This is a genomic window from Neobacillus niacini (assembly GCF_023715785.1).
Classification (GTDB): domain Bacteria; phylum Bacillota; class Bacilli; order Bacillales; family Cytobacillaceae; genus Neobacillus; species Neobacillus niacini_E.
This window is the reverse complement of record NZ_JAMBOX010000020.1, coordinates 1-17,734: the sequence shown is the minus strand read 5'-3', so window position 1 is coordinate 17,734 and position 17,734 is coordinate 1. Positions and strand designations below refer to the sequence as shown.

13 protein-coding genes, 1 rRNA gene and 2 riboswitches are annotated in these 17,734 nt (G+C 43.7%); of the genes, 13 read left to right on the top strand and 1 reads right to left on the bottom strand.

Annotated elements, in window-relative coordinates; genetic code table 11:
* Positions 1-13: 13 nt before the first annotated feature.
* Positions 14-775, bottom strand: coding sequence for a DeoR/GlpR family DNA-binding transcription regulator (locus tag M3234_RS24855; RefSeq protein WP_262307273.1), 762 nt, complete (start codon positions 773-775; stop codon positions 14-16).
* 255 nt (positions 776-1,030) lie between these two features.
* Here M3234_RS24855 and M3234_RS24850 point away from each other — a divergent pair, with 255 nt between their 5' ends.
* From M3234_RS24850 to M3234_RS24790, 13 genes are all read left to right on the top strand, one after another.
* Positions 1,031-1,630 carry a 50S ribosomal protein L25 gene (locus M3234_RS24850; protein ID WP_262307272.1) on the top strand — a complete coding sequence of 200 codons (600 nt, stop codon included), beginning with the start codon at positions 1,031-1,033 and terminating at the stop codon, positions 1,628-1,630.
* A gap of 160 nt (positions 1,631-1,790) precedes the next feature.
* A complete protein-coding gene (locus M3234_RS24845; RefSeq protein ID WP_262307324.1) occupies positions 1,791-2,201 on the top strand; it encodes a hypothetical protein in 411 nt (136 codons plus the stop codon).
* A 468-nt stretch (positions 2,202-2,669) separates the two neighbouring features.
* A complete protein-coding gene (locus M3234_RS24840) occupies positions 2,670-3,611 on the top strand; it encodes an AAA family ATPase (RefSeq protein ID WP_396953994.1) in 942 nt (313 codons plus the stop codon).
* 1 nt (position 3,612) lies between these two features.
* On the top strand, positions 3,613-4,830 hold the full coding sequence (locus tag M3234_RS24835; protein ID WP_262307270.1) for a DUF58 domain-containing protein: 1,218 nt from the start codon (positions 3,613-3,615) through the stop codon (positions 4,828-4,830).
* Positions 4,827-7,007 (top strand): transglutaminase TgpA family protein, encoded by a 2,181-nt coding sequence (locus tag M3234_RS24830; RefSeq protein ID WP_262307269.1) that lies wholly within the window; start codon positions 4,827-4,829, stop codon positions 7,005-7,007. Before M3234_RS24835 ends, M3234_RS24830 begins: the two co-directional genes overlap by 4 nt.
* 29 nt (positions 7,008-7,036) lie before the next feature.
* A riboswitch (purine riboswitch) is annotated at positions 7,037-7,138 on the top strand.
* A 136-nt stretch (positions 7,139-7,274) separates the two neighbouring features.
* Positions 7,275-8,804 (top strand): glutamine-hydrolyzing GMP synthase, encoded by a 1,530-nt coding sequence (guaA, locus tag M3234_RS24825; RefSeq protein ID WP_262307323.1) that lies wholly within the window; start codon positions 7,275-7,277, stop codon positions 8,802-8,804.
* Between the two features lie 219 nt (positions 8,805-9,023).
* Positions 9,024-9,126: riboswitch (purine riboswitch) on the top strand.
* Between the two features lie 106 nt (positions 9,127-9,232).
* Positions 9,233-10,564 carry an NCS2 family permease gene (locus M3234_RS24820; protein WP_262307268.1) on the top strand — a complete coding sequence of 444 codons (1,332 nt, stop codon included), beginning with the start codon at positions 9,233-9,235 and terminating at the stop codon, positions 10,562-10,564.
* A 140-nt stretch (positions 10,565-10,704) separates the two neighbouring features.
* Positions 10,705-11,643, top strand: coding sequence for an ABC transporter ATP-binding protein (locus M3234_RS24815; protein WP_262307322.1), 939 nt, complete (start codon positions 10,705-10,707; stop codon positions 11,641-11,643).
* A 12-nt stretch (positions 11,644-11,655) separates the two neighbouring features.
* A complete protein-coding gene (locus tag M3234_RS24810) occupies positions 11,656-12,891 on the top strand; it encodes an ABC transporter permease (RefSeq protein WP_262307267.1) in 1,236 nt (411 codons plus the stop codon).
* Positions 12,884-14,011, top strand: a complete 1,128-nt coding sequence (locus M3234_RS24805; RefSeq protein ID WP_262307266.1) for an ABC transporter permease — start codon at positions 12,884-12,886, stop codon at positions 14,009-14,011. Before M3234_RS24810 ends, M3234_RS24805 begins: the two co-directional genes overlap by 8 nt.
* Positions 14,012-14,114: 103 nt before the next feature.
* Positions 14,115-14,957, top strand: coding sequence for a glucose PTS transporter transcription antiterminator GlcT (gene glcT / locus M3234_RS24800; RefSeq protein WP_262307265.1), 843 nt, complete (start codon positions 14,115-14,117; stop codon positions 14,955-14,957).
* A 178-nt stretch (positions 14,958-15,135) separates the two neighbouring features.
* Entirely contained in the window at positions 15,136-17,196 is a 2,061-nt protein-coding gene (gene ptsG / locus M3234_RS24795; RefSeq protein WP_262307264.1) for a glucose-specific PTS transporter subunit IIBC, read from the top strand.
* A 319-nt stretch (positions 17,197-17,515) separates the two neighbouring features.
* Positions 17,516-17,734 (top strand): 16S ribosomal RNA (locus tag M3234_RS24790); the annotation flags it as partial.

Here is a 17,734-nt window from a genome sequence, read left to right as displayed (position 1 = left end):
CGTATTCTCCTAATCATTCGTCAGTAATTACAAGATCTACATTATTTTGTGCTAGTAACTCCACAAACTTTAGCTCCGGCATCTTATCAGTAACCAATATATCAATTTCATCGAGGGAACATACTTTGAAATAACCCGTTGTACCAATTTTTGTATGATCGGCTAATGCAATGATCTTGTTCCCTCTTTGGACCATTGCCCGTTTAACCAACCCTTCCTCCTCTGTATGAATAAACAAGCCATTTTCAGAAATGGCAAATACCCCTAATAATGTATAGTCAACATGATATTGTCTAATTTTATCCACCGTCTCGGCCCCATATAAAAACAACTGTTCATTATTAAGTTTGCCAGGAAACACTGAAACACTTGTCCTTTCATTCTTAGCAAGAAGAATAGCATGAGTAAGAGAATTGGTAATCCCTTTCAAATTCTTCCCGTTTAATTTAGGAATAACAGCTTCCACAGTAGTAGACGAATCAAAAATAACGGATGAATGATCTTTGACTAATTTAGCAGTCTTCTCTGCAATTTTTTCCTTAATAGAGTTTCCCTGATTTGCTCTTTCTGAGTAATTAAAAATAAGAGCCTCTTTACTAGCTAACACGGCTCCCCCATGTATTCTTCTTATAACATTCTTTTTTTCTAGTTTTATTAAGTCTCTTCGGATCGTATCTTTTGAAACGCTTAGAAATTCAGCGAGACTTTCTATTGTCACAGTCTTATTTTCTTCAATGATTTTCATTTCTTTTTCAAGTCTTTCTTCGATTAGCATAAAACACCTCCTTGTGTTATAGTTTAATCAACATTGCAATAAAATGCAATTTTTCGCGATATTTATTGTCATTTTTTAAAAAAACAGCAAAATATTGCAGATTGATGTATACTTATGTCAGCTGCTTGACTCAGTTATCCGATCAGGCAAGTTTGAAATAATATCTAAGATTAGATATACTTAAATTGTATAAAATTTTTAGACATTTTTACAAAAAGTGTCTGAAATTTAAATAATCTGGAAGGTGGAGTTAAAATGAATACGCTAGTAGCTCAAGAAAGAAACAATTTCAAAAAATCTTCTTTGAAAAAATTAAGGAACGATGGGAAAATCCCTGGAATTGTTTATGGAAGCGATATTGATACTAAATCCATCTCTATAAAAAACTCAGATTTACTGAATGTGATGAAGGGTGTTGGCAGATACGGCATTATCTCCCTAAATCTTGATGGTAAATCAAAGAATGTTATTTTAAGAGATTACCAAAATGACCCTGTAAAAAAGGAGATTCTTCATGTAGATTTTCTTCAGGTCGATCAGCATACGGAACTCGATACAAAAGTTAGTGTCATTCTAAAGGGAACATCTAAAGGCGAGAAAGTCGGAGGAATTGCGAAACAATATCTTCATGAATTGGATATAAGAGCAAAAGCGGATGATATTCCGAATGAAATTGAAATTGACATCACGGATTTTGAAATCGGCCATACTGTTAGAGTGGCCGATATTAAAGAGGATTATCGTAACTGTACGATTAACCATGAGGATGATGAAACCATAGTGATGATCGACTATGTGAAAGCTGAGGCGGAGGACGAAGAGGATAGTAGTAAGGTTGAAGTTGCAAGTATCTAATCGTAATTTCACTTGGACTTTCATGTGAAAAATTATCGGTCTATAGCAGAAGCATTTTTTGTGCTGCTGCTGTAGACTTTTTTTAGGTAAATATTACCTTCTTTCCAATCATTAGCTATAATGGTGTTATATATGTTAGTGGGGGGCTGAAAACTTGTACATGGTTTTTACATATTTTGTTTCCCTTATTGTCATTGTAATTTCAGTGTTTGTTACGCTTTTTTTTAAGTATGAACTAGAGCGATTGTTTCGGGAAACCGGGGATGCGGTCGCTTTCCATATATGTAATGTGATTATCACCATCATGGTGTCGATTACGGCGCATGCGATCATGACAAATTATATCGCTGGGAATGAATTCAAGTTGATGCCCACATTAATAATCCTTGCGGTCATTATCCTGCCTATATATCTTTTAGGGCACTTGGCTTTTGAAAAATATAAAACCGTTTATCGGAAATTCACTCCTGCTGAGAATGGGAAAGTGATGGTGCTTAATGAAAAGTACCTAAAAAAGAAAAAACGATTTAAAAAATTGGAAAGCTATAATGCCGTTTCTAAAGAAAAATAAAAAATATGGCTGCCCAAGTGGCAGCCAAAATTTTTATAATAGACAAAATTTCTTTCTAGAGAGTGAAAGTGTCTAATAGGAGGCGTCTAAAAGACAAAATGGCCAGGATAAAGCATGAAATTGTCTAATAAAGCGCCTCTAAAAGACAAAATGAGTTGGATAAGGCGTGAAAGTGTCTAATAGAACACATCTATTAGACAAGATTAGCTGAAAAAACAAAAATATGTCTAATAGAAGGGGGCGCTAAGCTCAAGAAGGATATTTCGTGCGTGCGGAAACATGATTTTGTCCTTCATCGCCCAGCCGCCCAGCCCTATGAAACCCTCCCCCTATTTCCCCCGTCTAATATTTGAACTTTCTATGTCTTTTTACAGGAGTTTTTCAGGAAAAAATCGAATACATAGATAGAATGTTATAAATTCGCACCATCGACCCCAATGAGGAGGAATTACCTTGGCACACGAACATATGAACCCTGTTATAGATCAAATACTCGCCAACATTGAGAAAGTGATGATTGGAAAGCGGAACGTTGCTGAGCTCAGTCTCGTCGCCCTGCTTGCAGGCGGCCACGTGCTGCTTGAGGACGTGCCAGGCGTCGGCAAAACCATGATGGTCCGCGCTCTTGCAAAATCGGTGAATGCCAAGTTCCGCCGCATCCAGTTCACACCGGACCTGCTCCCGTCCGACGTAACTGGTGTATCAATTTACAACCCGAAAGAAATGGAATTCCAATTTCGCCCTGGTCCGCTGATGGGCAACATCATCCTTGCTGATGAAATCAACCGGACTTCGCCCAAAACACAATCTGCGCTCCTTGAAGGAATGGAGGAAGCGAGCGTCACTATTGACGGCGTGACCCATAAACTAAGCAAGCCGTTTTTCGTCATGGCCACGCAAAACCCGATTGAATACGAGGGTACATATCCGCTGCCGGAAGCCCAGCTCGACCGTTTCCTTTTAAAAATGAAAATGGGCTACCCGGACATACAGGAAGAAATCGAGGTCCTCAACCGGGCGCAAAAGACTCCGCCAATTGAGGACCTGCAGCCGGTCATTGATCTCGATGGCCTGATTGGACTGCAGCAGGAAGTAAAGGAAGTGTTCGTTGATGATACCATTAAGCGCTATATCGTCGACATCGTCAACGGTACCCGGGGCCACGGAAGTGTCTACCTGGGCGCCAGCCCGCGCGGTTCCATCGCCCTGATGAAAGCGGCACAAGCGTATGCGTATGTGAACAACCGCGATTATGTGCTGCCGGACGATGTTCAATACTTGGCTCCGTACGTCCTGTCGCACCGAATCATTTTAAAATCGGAAGCAAAATTCGAGGGCATCTCTGCTGAAGAAGTCGTGAACCGTGTGGTGGCCAGAGTCCCTGTTCCGATTCGAAGGCTTGTGAAGTAGAATGAAGACGCTTTGGAAATTCACCCAAAAAGCATGGAGGTTTATCCTGCTGTTCCTGTTAATCCTCCTAGCCTTTTCCTATGCAATGTTTCAAGGGGGATTCGTCAGCTGGTTTTTGTTTTACAGTTTCTTGCCGTTTGCCATCTACTCTGTGGCGCTATCGCTCTATTCCTTGAATGAGCTGGAAGTGTCCAGGACCTTAAGCAAAACGGATTACAATGCCGGCGAACCGTTGAAGGTCACGGTCAATATTAAGCGTTCAATGGGGTTTCCGTTATTTTACTTGATCATTAAGGATGAGTTGACCGAAGCATTGGAATATGCCGAGAAACTCAGTTCTTCCAAGGCAATCCTGTTTCCGGGCTTTAGCAAACAACTTTCCTATGAATATACGATTAATAAACTGCCTCGGGGCGAACATTTTTTCCAAGCCATTACTTTAAAAATTGGCGATCCGCTTGGATTGTTTGAAAAGGAAAAGACCCATCCTGTTGAAGGGAAAATTATCGTCTATCCGGCGTTTACCGAGCTGCTCTATCGGCCGTTTGAAAACCAGTATGACCAAGGATTAACGGCATCACGGGAACGGGTCCAGCGCGATACGACTATGGCCGTCGGTGTTCGGGATTATCAGCCTGGCGACCGGTTTTCCTGGATTAACTGGAAGGCGTCTGCCAAGAGAAACGAGATTATGACGAAGGAATTTGAACAGCGGCAATCACATGACGTGTTCGTGGTGATGGACTGTGTACCGGATAAGCGCTTTGAAGCTGTCGTATCCTTCACCGCTTCACTATTAAGGGCGGTTTTAAAGAAAGGGGCCCAAACTGGACTCCTGACCATTAGCAAAGAACGGGTCTCGTTTCCAATCAGAGGCGGCGAGCAGCATTTACAGCAGCTGTTTTACCATTTGGCGAAAATTGAAGCAAAGAGCTTTATTCCGCTGGAAAAAGTGTTGGAGACCGACGGGGCATTCATTCAACAATCCATCTCGTTTATGCTTATAACAGCACAGCTGAATAAACCGCTCATTGAAAAAGCAAGCTTTCTCGGGCAGCGTAAAGGTAGTATTACGTTGTTTTTAATGAAAGGCCAAAAAGAATTGCCAACTGATGATGAGCGTTCGCTCATTGCGATTGCAAACGCCCGCGGTGTCCGGGTTGTCATGGTGCATGAAGGCGATTTTGCAGCCGTGTTCTCGGAGGTGAGCCTGCGATGATAAAACGGGATTTTCCCACCTTTCTTTTATACGTATTTGGCTTTTTGTTGTTGTGGGAATGGCTGCGGCCGGTTGAGCAATTGACCGATACCGACAATATTGAAACGTTCATCATTTTTTTAATCGTTGCCTTCGCCGGATCGTACCTCCGACTGAAGTGGATCTGGCAATTGCTGATTAATGCATTTTTTATCCTGTTTTCTGTTAATCGGCTCTATTATGAGGGTGGATTTTTCCAGCCTGACTGGCTGAATGCCTTCTTATCCGATATGACGGAAAACCTAGGGTTGATATTTGCAAGAAATTGGAATGATTTAACCGATGAATTTCGCACCATCTTATTTTTCGTCCTGCTGTGGTTAATGGTGTACCTGCTGCATTATTGGCTGTTGCGTCAGCAGCGGATCTTCATTTTCTTTTTTATGACATTAGTTTATATCACCGTGTTGGATACCTTCACCGAATATAACGCAACTGTCGCGATTGTCCGTACGGTTGGCGCAGGATTTGCTGTGATGGGGATGCTGACCTATTTCCGAATCAGCATGAGAGAGCATGGCAGCCAATCCTTCTCGATGAAAAAATGGATGGTGCCGCTGGTCGGCATGATTGCTTTCAGTGTGCTGCTTGGTATGGCCGCTCCGAAGGCGGCGCCGATTTGGCCCGATCCGGTTCCGTATTTGACGGCGGCCAAGGGACAAGACGGCAGCGACGGCCCTGGCGGAATCAGTCGAATCGGCTACGGGTCTAATGATGAGAGACTTGGCGGCCCATTTATCGGGGATAATACAACTGTGTTTACGATTGAATCGAACGGCAAGCACTACTGGAAGGTTGAAACGAAGGATATATATACGGGCAAGGGCTGGGTCGCCTCGGGATCGACCCCGATTGATTTTACGAAGGCCGATCTTGTTCCGGTATTTTCAATCCCAAGTAGTGTGGAAACAAGGGATGAAACCGCAAGAATCACTTCGGTCAAGGAATCATCATTAATTGTATATCCGGCAGGGATCCAAAGATTTATTGAAGTGAATGTTCCTGAAAGATACCCGATTCGGATCGATACAACGACAGAAAAAATTAAAAATCTCAAAACCAATGGTTATAGCGTTGACTTTAAGGTCCCGAGGTATAAGGCAATCGATTTAAGAAAACCCACTGGGTTTGACCCGACTGTCATGAACCAGGAATTCTACGAAAGATATACAAAGATTCCGGAAAATCTTCCCGCAAGAATTAAGCAATTAACGGAAGAAATAACTGCGGGCAAAACCAATTGGTTTGATAAAGCAAAGGCAGTGGAGAGTTATTTCGGGAATATCGAGTACACGTATGACCAAAAAAATGTTGCCCTTCCAGGGGAAGAGGACGACTACGTTGACCAATTCCTGTTTGATACAAAAGTTGGTTATTGCGATAACTTTTCCACCTCGATGGCGGTCATGCTTCGGACAATCGGCATTCCGACACGCTGGGTAAAGGGCTTTACCGGCGGAGAGTTCACGGAATACACCCAAGGCGATGAATCGAAGGAAATTTATCAGATTACCAATAATAATGCTCATTCATGGGTGGAGGCATTTATCCCGGGGCAAGGCTGGGTTCCATTTGAACCAACCAAAGGGTATTCAAATGGATTAAGCATTGATTATACGTCTGGGGAAACGACGTCCAGAACCCAAACCCCTGCTCCTGCACCGGCTCCAAAGCCGCAGAAGGAAGAGATTGATGAAGCGCCGGCCAAAGCAAAAGATTCATCATATGACTTCACGGCGATTTGGAGTGCGATAGAAAAATTTTTCAATAACAATTGGCTTTCACTTGTAGTCTGGTTCTTGGTCATTGCAGCTGTTGTATGGGTGCTTTACCGTATCCGTGGTAAGTGGGTTCCGTACATTTTCATGTTCCGCTACCGTTTTAAGAAGCAAGACGATACGATCGGGACTGCCTATTTGATTTTACTGAAACAGCTTGACCGCTACGGATTAAAGCGCCGGGAAAATCAAACCTTAAGCAGCTATGCCCGTTATATCGACAGCTTTTTCTCAACCCGGGAGATGACGAGGCTGACGAACAGTTATGAGCAGTACTTGTACCATCAAACTCTCCCTAAGGGAAGCTGGGATGATAACCGGGAGTTGTGGGAAAATTTAATTAAAAAGACAATTGCTTGACCAAAAAAACATCCTATTGTTACAATATGTTGTAATTTAATGTGTACCTTCATATATCCTCGATAATAGGGTTCGAGAGTCTCTACCGGGCTGCCGTAAATGGCCTGACTATGAAGGCAGAATCGGTCATAGAGCAAATGCGAGAGAACTAGAATTCTGCCTTCCTAAGAGACTTTGGGGGGAGGATTCTAGTTTTTTTTATTTCTTAGTAAAAATGGCAAAACTAAACTAACTTTAATTAGATTGAGGTGGCTTGACTTGACAGGAATGCAAGATATGATCGTCGTGTTGGACTTTGGCAGCCAATATAATCAGTTGATTACCAGGCGGATCCGCGAATTTGGCGTGTATAGTGAACTGCATCCGCATACGATTACCGCAGAAGAAATCCGGAAAATGAATCCGAAGGGTATTATTTTCTCTGGAGGTCCAAACAGTGTTTATGATGAAAATTCATTCCGCTGTGACGAAGAAATTTTTGAAATGGGCCTGCCGATTCTAGGAATTTGCTACGGAATGCAGTTGATGACCGTTCATTTTGACGGCAAGGTTGAAAAAGCCAAGCATCGTGAGTACGGAAAAGCGACAATGAAGGTGGAAAATCAATCTCAACTGTTTGCCGGCCTTCCGGAGGAGCAGATTGTCTGGATGAGCCATGGCGACTTGGTGGTAGAGGCACCTCAAGGATTTACGATTGACGCGACAAGCCCATCGTGCCCGATTACATCAATGAGCGACAAGGAAAGGAAACTTTATGCCGTTCAGTTCCATCCGGAGGTACGCCACTCAGTTTATGGCAATGACCTGTTGAAAAATTTTGTTTTCAACGTGTGTGATTGCAGTGGCGATTGGTCAATGGAAAACTTTATTGAGATGGAAATGGCGAAAATCCGCGAAACAGTTGGCGATAAAAAGGTTCTTTGTGCCTTAAGCGGCGGTGTTGATTCTTCCGTTGTTGCCGTCTTGATTCATAAGGCAATCGGTGACCAATTAACCTGTATTTTCGTTGACCACGGTTTACTCAGGAAAAATGAAGCGGAAAGTGTCATGAAAACATTCTCAGAAGGCTTCCATATGAACGTGATCAAGGTCGATGCCAAAGATCGTTTCTTATCCAAACTGGAAGGTGTTTCTGATCCTGAGAAAAAGCGTAAGATTATCGGTAATGAATTTATCTATGTGTTTGATGATGAAGCAGCCAAGCTGGAAGGAATTGAGTTTTTAGCCCAGGGTACTCTTTACACAGATATCATCGAAAGTGGAACGGCAACGGCCCAAACGATTAAATCGCACCACAATGTCGGCGGCCTGCCAGAGGACATGCAGTTCAAATTAATTGAACCGTTGAATACACTATTTAAAGACGAAGTCCGCGCGCTCGGAACCGAGCTTGGCATTCCGGATGAGATTGTTTGGCGCCAGCCATTCCCGGGACCAGGTCTAGGCATCCGTGTTCTTGGAGAAATCTCGGGAGATAAGCTTGAAATCGTCCGCGAATCGGATTGGATTCTACGCGAGGAAATTAAAAAGGCCGGCCTTGACCGCGAAATCTGGCAATATTTTACCGTGCTGCCGGACATCCGCAGTGTGGGGGTAATGGGCGATACCCGTACCTATGATTATACAATTGGTATCCGTGCCGTGACATCGATTGATGGCATGACGTCTGACTGGGCCCGGATTCCATGGGAGGTACTGGAGGTCATCTCGACCAGAATTGTCAATGAAGTTGCCCATGTGAACAGGGTCGTCTATGACATTACCAGCAAGCCGCCTGCTACAATTGAGTGGGAATAATAAGAAAAGCGGAAGCGCCTTGACCAGGGGCGACAGGCATAAGACGAGCCGGCCAGAAGGCTGTTTTTTAGCCTTCTTGACGGATTGGCTTATGACCCCGAGCCCCTAGGCGCTGAAGCTAGACAAATGAGGTTAAATACGAACGATGGTAAATTTTTTTTCATCATCGTTCGTATTTTTTATTGACGAAATGGTAAACCGCTGTTATGATAAATGTGAAAATAATATTGTCGAATTGCGTCGTATAATATTGGGGATATGGCCCAAAAGTTTCTACCGAGCCACCGTAAATGGCTTGACTACGAGCAGTGTTTAATAGAGTGCAGCATCTGTTCTTTTCCTCTGTTTACACATGCCTAGTCAACGTTCCGGTAGACATACCCGGAACGTTTTTTTATTTTTAAAAAGAAAAAATTGGGGGAAGAGACATGCAGAAATATTTTGAGTTTGAAAAATATGGAACGAATTATCGCCGCGAATTCATCGGCGGGCTGACCACTTTCTTGGCTATGGCCTATATTTTAGTGGTCAATCCGCTTACGCTATCGCTGGCCTCGATTGAAGATCTGCCTGATGCGTTGCGAATGGACTATGGTGCCGTGTTTGTGGCGACTGCATTGGCGTCGGCACTGGGCTCGATCATCATGGGGCTTGTCGGTAAATATCCGCTCGCATTGGCACCAGGGATGGGCTTGAATGCCTTCTTTGCTTACACTGTCGTATTGGGCAGCGGGATTCCTTGGCAGCATGCCCTTGGAGCTGTATTTATTTCTGGTGTATTTTTCTTGATTCTTACATTGACTGGACTGCGCGAAAAAATTATCAACGCTATTCCAATTGAATTAAAACATGCTGTCGGTGCAGGTATCGGTTTGTTCATTACCTTTGTCGGACTGCAAAATGCGAAAATTATTGTGAATAACGATGCAACGCTTGTAGGGTTGGGCGATTTATCGGCACCTGATACATTGCTTGCCATTTTTGGGATTCTTATAACCGTCATCATGATGACAAGAGGCATCAACGGTGCGGTATTCTATGGTATGGTCATTACGGTTATTGTCGGGATGATTTTTGGGTTGATTGATATACCGAAGCAAATCGTCGGCGAAGTGCCAAGCATCTCCCCGACATTTGGGGCAGCCTTTTCATCTTTTGGCGATAGTTCATTTTACTCTACCGCGATGATTGGAATTGTCTTGACGTTCTTATTCGTGGACTTCTTTGACAATGCGGGAACGCTTGTCGGGGTAGCGAGCCAAGCCGGCTTGATGAAGAACAACAAACTGGAGCGTGCCGGCAGGGCATTGATTTCCGACTCCATTGCATCAACAACAGGCGCGATTCTTGGTACATCGACTGTTACTTCTTATGTCGAGTCAACTGCCGGGGTTGCTGCCGGAGCAAGGACAGGGTTTGCGTCCCTGGTAACAGCCGGTTTATTTATTCTATCAATCTTCTTCTTTCCGTTACTATCTGTAGTAACGGCCCCGGTAACAGCACCAGCGTTAATCATTGTCGGGGTTTTGATGGTATCATCTTTAGGAAAAATTGATTGGACTCGTTTCGAAATCGCTGTTCCGGCGTTCTTGACAGTGATTGCAATGCCGTTATCGTACAGCATTGCAACCGGGATTGGCCTAGGCTTTATCTTCTATCCGATTACGATGCTGGTAAAGGGCAGAGCGAAGGAAATTCATCCAATCATGTACTTTTTCTTTGTCATCTTTGCACTTTATTTTATATTCTTACAACATTAAAGATGAAAAAAGGGCTTCGGACCATGTGTTCGCGGCTCTTTTTTTCCTTCTTTTTTCCTATAAAAATATATTTTTTTCCAATTTACTGCTGTATGATAGAGGTGATAGTGACAAAGAATGGGGAAGTGATGAACGTGAACATGCTGACCGTTCAGGATTTACGAAAAAGCTTTGGTCAGTTTGAAGCGGTAAAGGGAGTTTCTTTTTCAGTGGAAAAAGGTGAGTCATTTGGCCTGCTGGGACCCAATGGGGCGGGTAAATCAACAACCATCAATATGATTACGGGATTGTATCCGCCGACAGCCGGTACAATCCAGGTAAAAGACATTGATGTCATTAAAAATGCGAAGCAGGCACAAAAGTGGATTGGCGTTGTCCCGCAGGAAATTGCGCTTTATCAGGAAATGTCGGCAAGGGAGAATCTGAAATTTTGGGGCAGGATGTACAACCTTAGCGGAAAGGCGCTTGAGAAAAGTATTGACGAAGTGCTTGAAATTATTGGCTTAACGGACCGATCCAAAGATAAGGTTGAAACCTTTTCCGGCGGGATGAAGCGCCGGGTCAACATCGGGGCGGCCATTTTGCACCGGCCGGATATGCTGATCATGGATGAACCGACTGTCGGCATCGACCCGCAATCGCGGAATCACATTTTGGAGACAGTCAAGCGGTTAAACAGCGAAGGCATGACGATTATTTACACGAGCCATTATATGGAGGAAGTCGAATACCTTTGCGAACGGATTGGGATCATTGACCACGGCGAGTTGATTGCCAGCGGCACATTAAAGGAACTCCGGGAAACGATTGGCGACCGCTCGAGAATTAATCTGACGCTTGACAGCAATGCCACAGATACCGGGAAAATCACAGCCGCGTTGGAAGGCTTATTTTTGGAAAAAGATCTTCAGCTACAGGACTATTTGTTAACGGCCTTCCATAAGGAACCGCAATCGGTGCTGAGCGAAATCATTCAACGGGTCACAAAAACAGGGGCTAGGGTTAGTTCAGTCGATATTGTTGAGCCGAATCTTGAAAGCATCTTTCTTCATTTAACCGGCCGCAGTTTAAGAGATTAGGGGTGAAAGGTCATGGCGTTTTGGTGGTTGGCGTGGAAAGATTTGCTGATGCTCGTCCGTGATAAAAAAGCATTGCTCACGCTTGTTGCGATGCCGCTGTTGCTGATTTCCATCCTGGGTGCTGCATTTGGCAATATGTTTGCTGAAGAGGATGCCGCCCCCATCAAGAAATTTACTCTTGGGGTCGTGAATTTGGACGATGGGCCGCTTAGCACGGCGTTAATCGAAGAGGTTTTTCAAAAGCAATTATCAAAAGGTATTAAAATCAAACAATTTAATGAAGAGGACCTACATAAAAAGATTGAAAATCGGTCACTTGCGGTTGGCTTGATCATTGAGTCTGATTTCTCATCCACATTGCTGGCAGGAAATGAAACGAAGGTGAAGCTGCTGACAGGACCGGACCCAGGAATTAAGGACGATATCGTTGAAAAAGTCATTGAGCAATTTGCCGATTCCATTCCGATTGAGGTAATGGCAAGACAGGCAGCACAGCCGGTTCAGGCTGACAGCGCTGGGGCGGATACCCCTTCAACCCAACCGGCACAAGCAGCCCCAACTACTACAGATCATCCTCAAGAACAATCTGCATCACAGCATCTCATCAAAGAAACGACCGTCAATGCAAAAACCAAAATCGTCAGTTCCTTTCAATATTATGCTGCGGCGATGGGTGTAATGTTTTTGTTAATGACGGTTGTTCAGGGTGTTTCCAACATGATTCTCGAAAAGGAACAAGAGGTCTATAAACGACTGCTGTTGTCCCAATTAACCTATACCAATTATTTGATTGGTAAAATGATCGGCCTCGTGATTATTTGTTTGCTCCAGGCCGCCATTATTATCGTCGGCACAAAGTATATTTTCGGTGTCGATTGGGGGGCATCGGCTTTCGGAATTGCCATTATGACGGCTGCATTTGTCATCAATGCCTGCGGACTTGGGGTATTGGCGGGTGCTTTTGTCAAAACCGAAAAAGCCTTCTCAGTTGCGGGGATGTTTGGCTCGCAAATATTAGCCGCCTTGGGAGGAAGCATGGCGCCGCTCTATATTTTTCCGGATTGGGTTGTTGCAATGACAAAGCTGCTTCCAAATGGTCTTGCACTGCAAACTTATTTGAAGCTGATGACTGGTGCGTCTTTGGTGAATATCCTGCCGGCAGTCGGCGGTGCAGTAGGCCTCGGAGTACTCTTTTTTGCGATTGGATTAATTCGCCTTTCGATCGAAAGGAGGGGGAAATATGCGTAAGACGTGGACGATTCTAACCCTTCATTTGAAAAAATTTTTCAAGTCGCCGGGTGCAATTGTGCTGATGTTTGTCATGCCGGCGCTGTTTAGCTATATTTTTGGAGGCATGACGGTAAAATCGCAAGAAACAAAACCGTTGGTCAATGTTGTTGTCGGCCAAGGAGAATTTAGCACCGAAGTTTATAAGCTTTTGAAAAAAAATAATCAATATAATTGGAAAAAAGCCACGCTGCAGCAGGCAAAGAACAATGTTTTCGAACAAGATGCCATTGCTGCGATCGTCATTCCGGATGACCTCGGGCAAAGAATCACCGAACAGAAGCCGTTATTCGATGTCGTGATTCAGAGGAAAACGGAACAGTATTATGCGCTAAACCCGTATATCCAAGGGGCAGCGGGGTTGATCCTTCGCTCATACCACACAGCCGCCTTGTCAGAGCCTGCCGCTTTTCCGAAACTGCTTGAAGCAGTTACCGTCAATAAAGGGATCGAGATCGAAAAACAAATGATCCAAAAAGAGCAAAACGATAAGGCAGATATTAATTTAATGTTTGTCGGTTTTGCGATTATGTTTATGATGTTCGGCCTTTCCGGAGCGGCCTCAACGATTCTTGACGAACGAATCGGCGGCACATGGGGGCGCCTGATGATTTCCCCTGCCACAAGGATCCAAGTCATTCTCGGTTATATCCTGTCCTATTTTCTGGTGGGCTGGATTCAGCTTGGGGTGTTAATGATGGCGATGAGCCTGATGTTTGACATTGGCTGGGGCAATTTAGCGTATTTAATCCCGTTTGCCTCACTGGTCATTTTAATGGTTGTGGGCTTCGGGTTAATGATTGCCGGTCTTGTCAAAACGAAGCAACAAGCATCAGCCATCAGCGCGGTGTTAATTGTGAGCACGTGTATGCTCGGAGGATTGTATTGGCCAATTGAGATCATGCCGGACTTCATGCAGACGATTGCCCTCGGCGTTCCGCAAAGCTGGGCGATGGGCGGCTTTAAGGAAATTGTCAGCGGCAGTCTTCGTATGGTAACGATTTGGAAGGATGCCGGTGCTCTAATCGGATTTTCGCTAGTGTTCTTTTTCTTGGGATTGAGAGGCATCAAATTCGAATAGCACTTATGGTTGTCGAGTGTATGTCGAACATTGTCGTTGACTTCCCGTTAGGACTCTTTTACTATGTATACTAATGATAGTTTGAGCGAAACGGGGAAACGGCATGGCAGGACTGCGGATAGAAAAAGCTTTGAATAACAATGTACTGATTGCGGAGCACCCCGCTTACAATGAAGTCGTGCTGATCGGCAAAGGTATCGGGTTTAACCGCAAGCGGGGCGATTTCATCGATACCGATAATGTAGAAAAATTGTTTGTGTTGAAAAATGAAAAAGAACAGGAAAACTATATTAAGCTGCTTCCGTTTCTTGATCAAAATTTCCATGAAGTGATTATCTCGGCTATTGACCTTATCAAGCAGCGAACCAATTCGCTATTAAATGAACATATTCATGTTGCCCTGACAGACCACTTGATGTTTGCCTTGACTCGGGCTTCGCAGGGCATGGAAATGAGCAACCCCTTTTTGGTCGAAACGAAAGCGCTCTATCGCCGTGAATATGAGGTGGCGAAGGGGGTCGTTGAGTTCATTAAAGAAAAAACAGAGATTGCATTGCCTGTTGGAGAGATTGGCTTTATTGCGCTCCATATTCATAGCGCCCTTACCAATAAGGAGCTTTCCGAAGTTAACCAGCATTCCCAGCTGATCAGCAAACTGGTGGGCATAGTCGAAGAGAGGTTTGAGATAGAAATTGACCGGGATGGTATTGATTATATGAGGCTAGTCCGCCACCTCCGCTTTACCATTGAAAGAGTAAAAAGGGGAGAGCGGGTGGAGGAGCCGGAAAAAATCGCTGCCCTGTTAAAACAAGAATATCCGGTGTGTTATAGTCTGGCATGGAAGCTCATTAAAGTAATGCAGCAAACACTGAGAATGAAAGTTTTTGATGCGGAGGCAGTCTATCTCACGATGCACTTGCAACGTCTGCAGAAAAAATTTAAATAGCCATCATATTGCGTGTTACTGATTCGGTCAGGCATGAGCGAAAATTGATTGAAATGAAGATTTGCGGGAAATTTATACCCATATCTTCGTTCAATTGATTTTTTTTTGCTCATGCTTTTTTATTTTTTGGATACAAACGCTTATGAGCTGAAGAAATAGTATTAGGAGGATTACTTTTATGTTTAAAAACGCATTTGGCGTTCTTCAAAAGATTGGAAAAGCATTAATGCTTCCAGTTGCACTTCTTCCGGCGGCAGGCTTATTGCTGGGTATCGGAAATGCATTGCAGCAACCTACAACGCTTGATTATTTGCCGTTTGTCAATGCGGAGTGGATTCAACTGATTGCAGCTGTAATGGAGGATGCCGGGGCGATTATTTTCGGTAACTTACCGCTTATCTTTGCGGCCGGTGTTGCTTTAGGTATAGCCGGAGATGGAGCTGCCGTACTTGCGGCTATAGTAGGCTACTTGGTATTAAACCAGGTAATGAGCACGTGGGCGGGTGTTACAGCAAAGATGGTCGCTAATGATCCGTCTTATGCGTCTGTGTTAGGAATCCCGACGTTGCAAACGGGTGTATTTGGGGGTATTATTGTCGGACTCATTGCGGCTTTTGCCTACAATCGATATCACGATATTGAAATGCCTTCTTTCCTTGGATTCTTTGCGGGTAAACGGTTTGTCCCCATTGTAACTGCCGTTTTTTCGTTGATTGTTGGTTTATTGTTATTAGTGATTTGGCCGCCAATTCAGCATGGTATGAACAGTGCTTCTAATTGGCTGCACGGAAGTGGAACCTATGTTGCTGTGTTCTTTTTTGGATTTGTAAAACGCTTGCTTATTCCGTTTGGATTGCATCATATTTTTTATGCCCCATTCTGGTATGAGTTTGGCTCCTATAAAACTCAAGCGGGCAATATTGTTCATGGTGATATGACGATTTTCTTTGCACAATTAAAAGATGATGTAAAATTAACCGCAGGCTACTTTATGCAGGGTGAATTTCCTATCATGATGTTTGGTTTACCAGCTGCTGCGTTGGCAATGTACCATACAGCCAAGCCTGAAAAGAAAAAACTAGTGGCCGGCCTCCTTGGGTCAGCTGCCTTAACATCATTCTTAACAGGAATAACAGAACCCATTGAATTTTCATTCTTGTTTGTATCACCGCTATTATTCTTTATTCACGCCGTACTGGATGGATTTGCATTTGTATTAATGGCTTTATTTAAAGTTCACTTGGGGTATACATTTTCTGGCGGTGCCATTGACTTCTTCTTGTTTGGTATACTTCCAGGAAAGGAAAAATGGTGGATTGCCATCGTCTTAGGTGTTGTTTTTGCCATTGTTTATTACTTCGTTTTCCGTTTGTTAATAACAAAGTTAAACCTTAAGACACCGGGTAGAGAAGACGAAGAAACCCCAACTTTAGAGTCAGGAGCAGCTCAACAAGCTGGAGATCTTCCATATAATATTCTTGAGGCAATGGGCGGCCAGAAAAACATTGTCCATCTGGATGCCTGTATCACACGCCTTCGCGCTTCGGTGAATGATATAAAAGAGGTTAATAAAGATGAATTGAGACGACTTGGAGCTGCTGGTATACTCGAAGTAGGTAATAATATACAAGCCATCTTTGGGCCCCGTTCTGAAACAATAAAGGGCCAAATGCAGGATATTATGAGTAGCACGCCTCAAATAGTAGAAAAGGCACCTGAAAAAGGTGTTGAACAGCAACTTAAAGAAGTGAATCAAGAAGCCATGCAAAATGATTATCATGATTACGATAGCATTGTTGTTCCGATTAAGGGCGAAATCAAACCAATCTCCGAAGTGCCAGATTCGGTATTTGCGGAAAAAATGATGGGCGACGGCTTTGCGATTGTTCCGGAAGGAGAAACCGTTGTTTCCCCTGTTGATGGAAAAATCGTCAACCTGTTCCCGACAAAGCATGCAATCGGAATTCTTTCTGACGGCGGCCGTGAACTATTGATCCATGTGGGTTTGGATACAGTAGATCTGAAAGGTCAGGGCTTTGAACCATTGGTAGCTGAAAACGCCACTGTCACAAAAGGCCAGCCGTTATTGAAATTTGATATTTCATATATTAAAGAACATGGAAAATCAACCATTACCCCGATTGTCTTCACAAACTTAGCGCAAGGTGAAAAAGTTGTGATTGAAAAGCAGGGCCTAGTTGAACAAAGTCAAGAAGGCATTGTTAAAATTACAAAATAAATGAGGTAACCGCCCCAGTGATTGGGCCGGTTATTTTATTTAAAAAATAAATCGATAAAGGTGTTGACGAATAAATGTCATGGTGATAATATATTAAAGCAGTCGTTACTGACGAGTTAACAACACAATGATGATAAAAAATATCACAAAAAAGTTGTTGACGACGAACGGACGATGTGATATATTAATAGAGTTGCTTCTGACAAGCAACACAACAAATTGTTCTTTGAAAACTAAACAAACAAAAACGTCAACAATAAAACATTCATTTCTTTCGAAATGAAGCCAACGTAACTTTTATGAGCTAATCAACTCAACTTTAATGGAGAGTTTGATCCTGGCTCAGGACGAACGCTGGCGGCGTGCCTAATACATGCAAGTCGAGCGAATCACTGGGAGCTTGCTCCCGGCGGTTAGCGGCGGACGGGTGAGTAACACGTGGGCAACCTGCCTGTAAGACTGGGATAACACCGGGAAACCGGTGCTAATACCGGATCATTCTTATCGACACATGTCGGTAAGCTGAAAGTCGGTTTCG

Excerpts from the sequence above, each read along its gene's own strand:
- M3234_RS24855 (WP_262307273.1), bottom strand. The coding sequence starts at position 775 with ATGCTAATCGAAGAAAGACTTGAAAAAGAAATGAAAATCATTGAAGAA.
- M3234_RS24850 (WP_262307272.1), top strand. The coding sequence starts at position 1,031 with ATGAATACGCTAGTAGCTCAAGAAAGAAACAATTTCAAAAAATCTTCT.
- M3234_RS24845 (WP_262307324.1), top strand. The coding sequence starts at position 1,791 with ATGGTTTTTACATATTTTGTTTCCCTTATTGTCATTGTAATTTCAGTG.
- M3234_RS24840 (WP_396953994.1), top strand. The coding sequence starts at position 2,670 with ATGAACCCTGTTATAGATCAAATACTCGCCAACATTGAGAAAGTGATG.
- M3234_RS24835 (WP_262307270.1), top strand. The coding sequence starts at position 3,613 with ATGAAGACGCTTTGGAAATTCACCCAAAAAGCATGGAGGTTTATCCTG.
- M3234_RS24830 (WP_262307269.1), top strand. The coding sequence starts at position 4,827 with ATGATAAAACGGGATTTTCCCACCTTTCTTTTATACGTATTTGGCTTT.
- guaA (WP_262307323.1), top strand. The coding sequence starts at position 7,275 with ATGCAAGATATGATCGTCGTGTTGGACTTTGGCAGCCAATATAATCAG.
- M3234_RS24820 (WP_262307268.1), top strand. The coding sequence starts at position 9,233 with ATGCAGAAATATTTTGAGTTTGAAAAATATGGAACGAATTATCGCCGC.
- M3234_RS24815 (WP_262307322.1), top strand. The coding sequence starts at position 10,705 with ATGCTGACCGTTCAGGATTTACGAAAAAGCTTTGGTCAGTTTGAAGCG.
- M3234_RS24810 (WP_262307267.1), top strand. The coding sequence starts at position 11,656 with ATGGCGTTTTGGTGGTTGGCGTGGAAAGATTTGCTGATGCTCGTCCGT.
- M3234_RS24805 (WP_262307266.1), top strand. The coding sequence starts at position 12,884 with ATGCGTAAGACGTGGACGATTCTAACCCTTCATTTGAAAAAATTTTTC.
- glcT (WP_262307265.1), top strand. The coding sequence starts at position 14,115 with ATGGCAGGACTGCGGATAGAAAAAGCTTTGAATAACAATGTACTGATT.
- ptsG (WP_262307264.1), top strand. The coding sequence starts at position 15,136 with ATGTTTAAAAACGCATTTGGCGTTCTTCAAAAGATTGGAAAAGCATTA.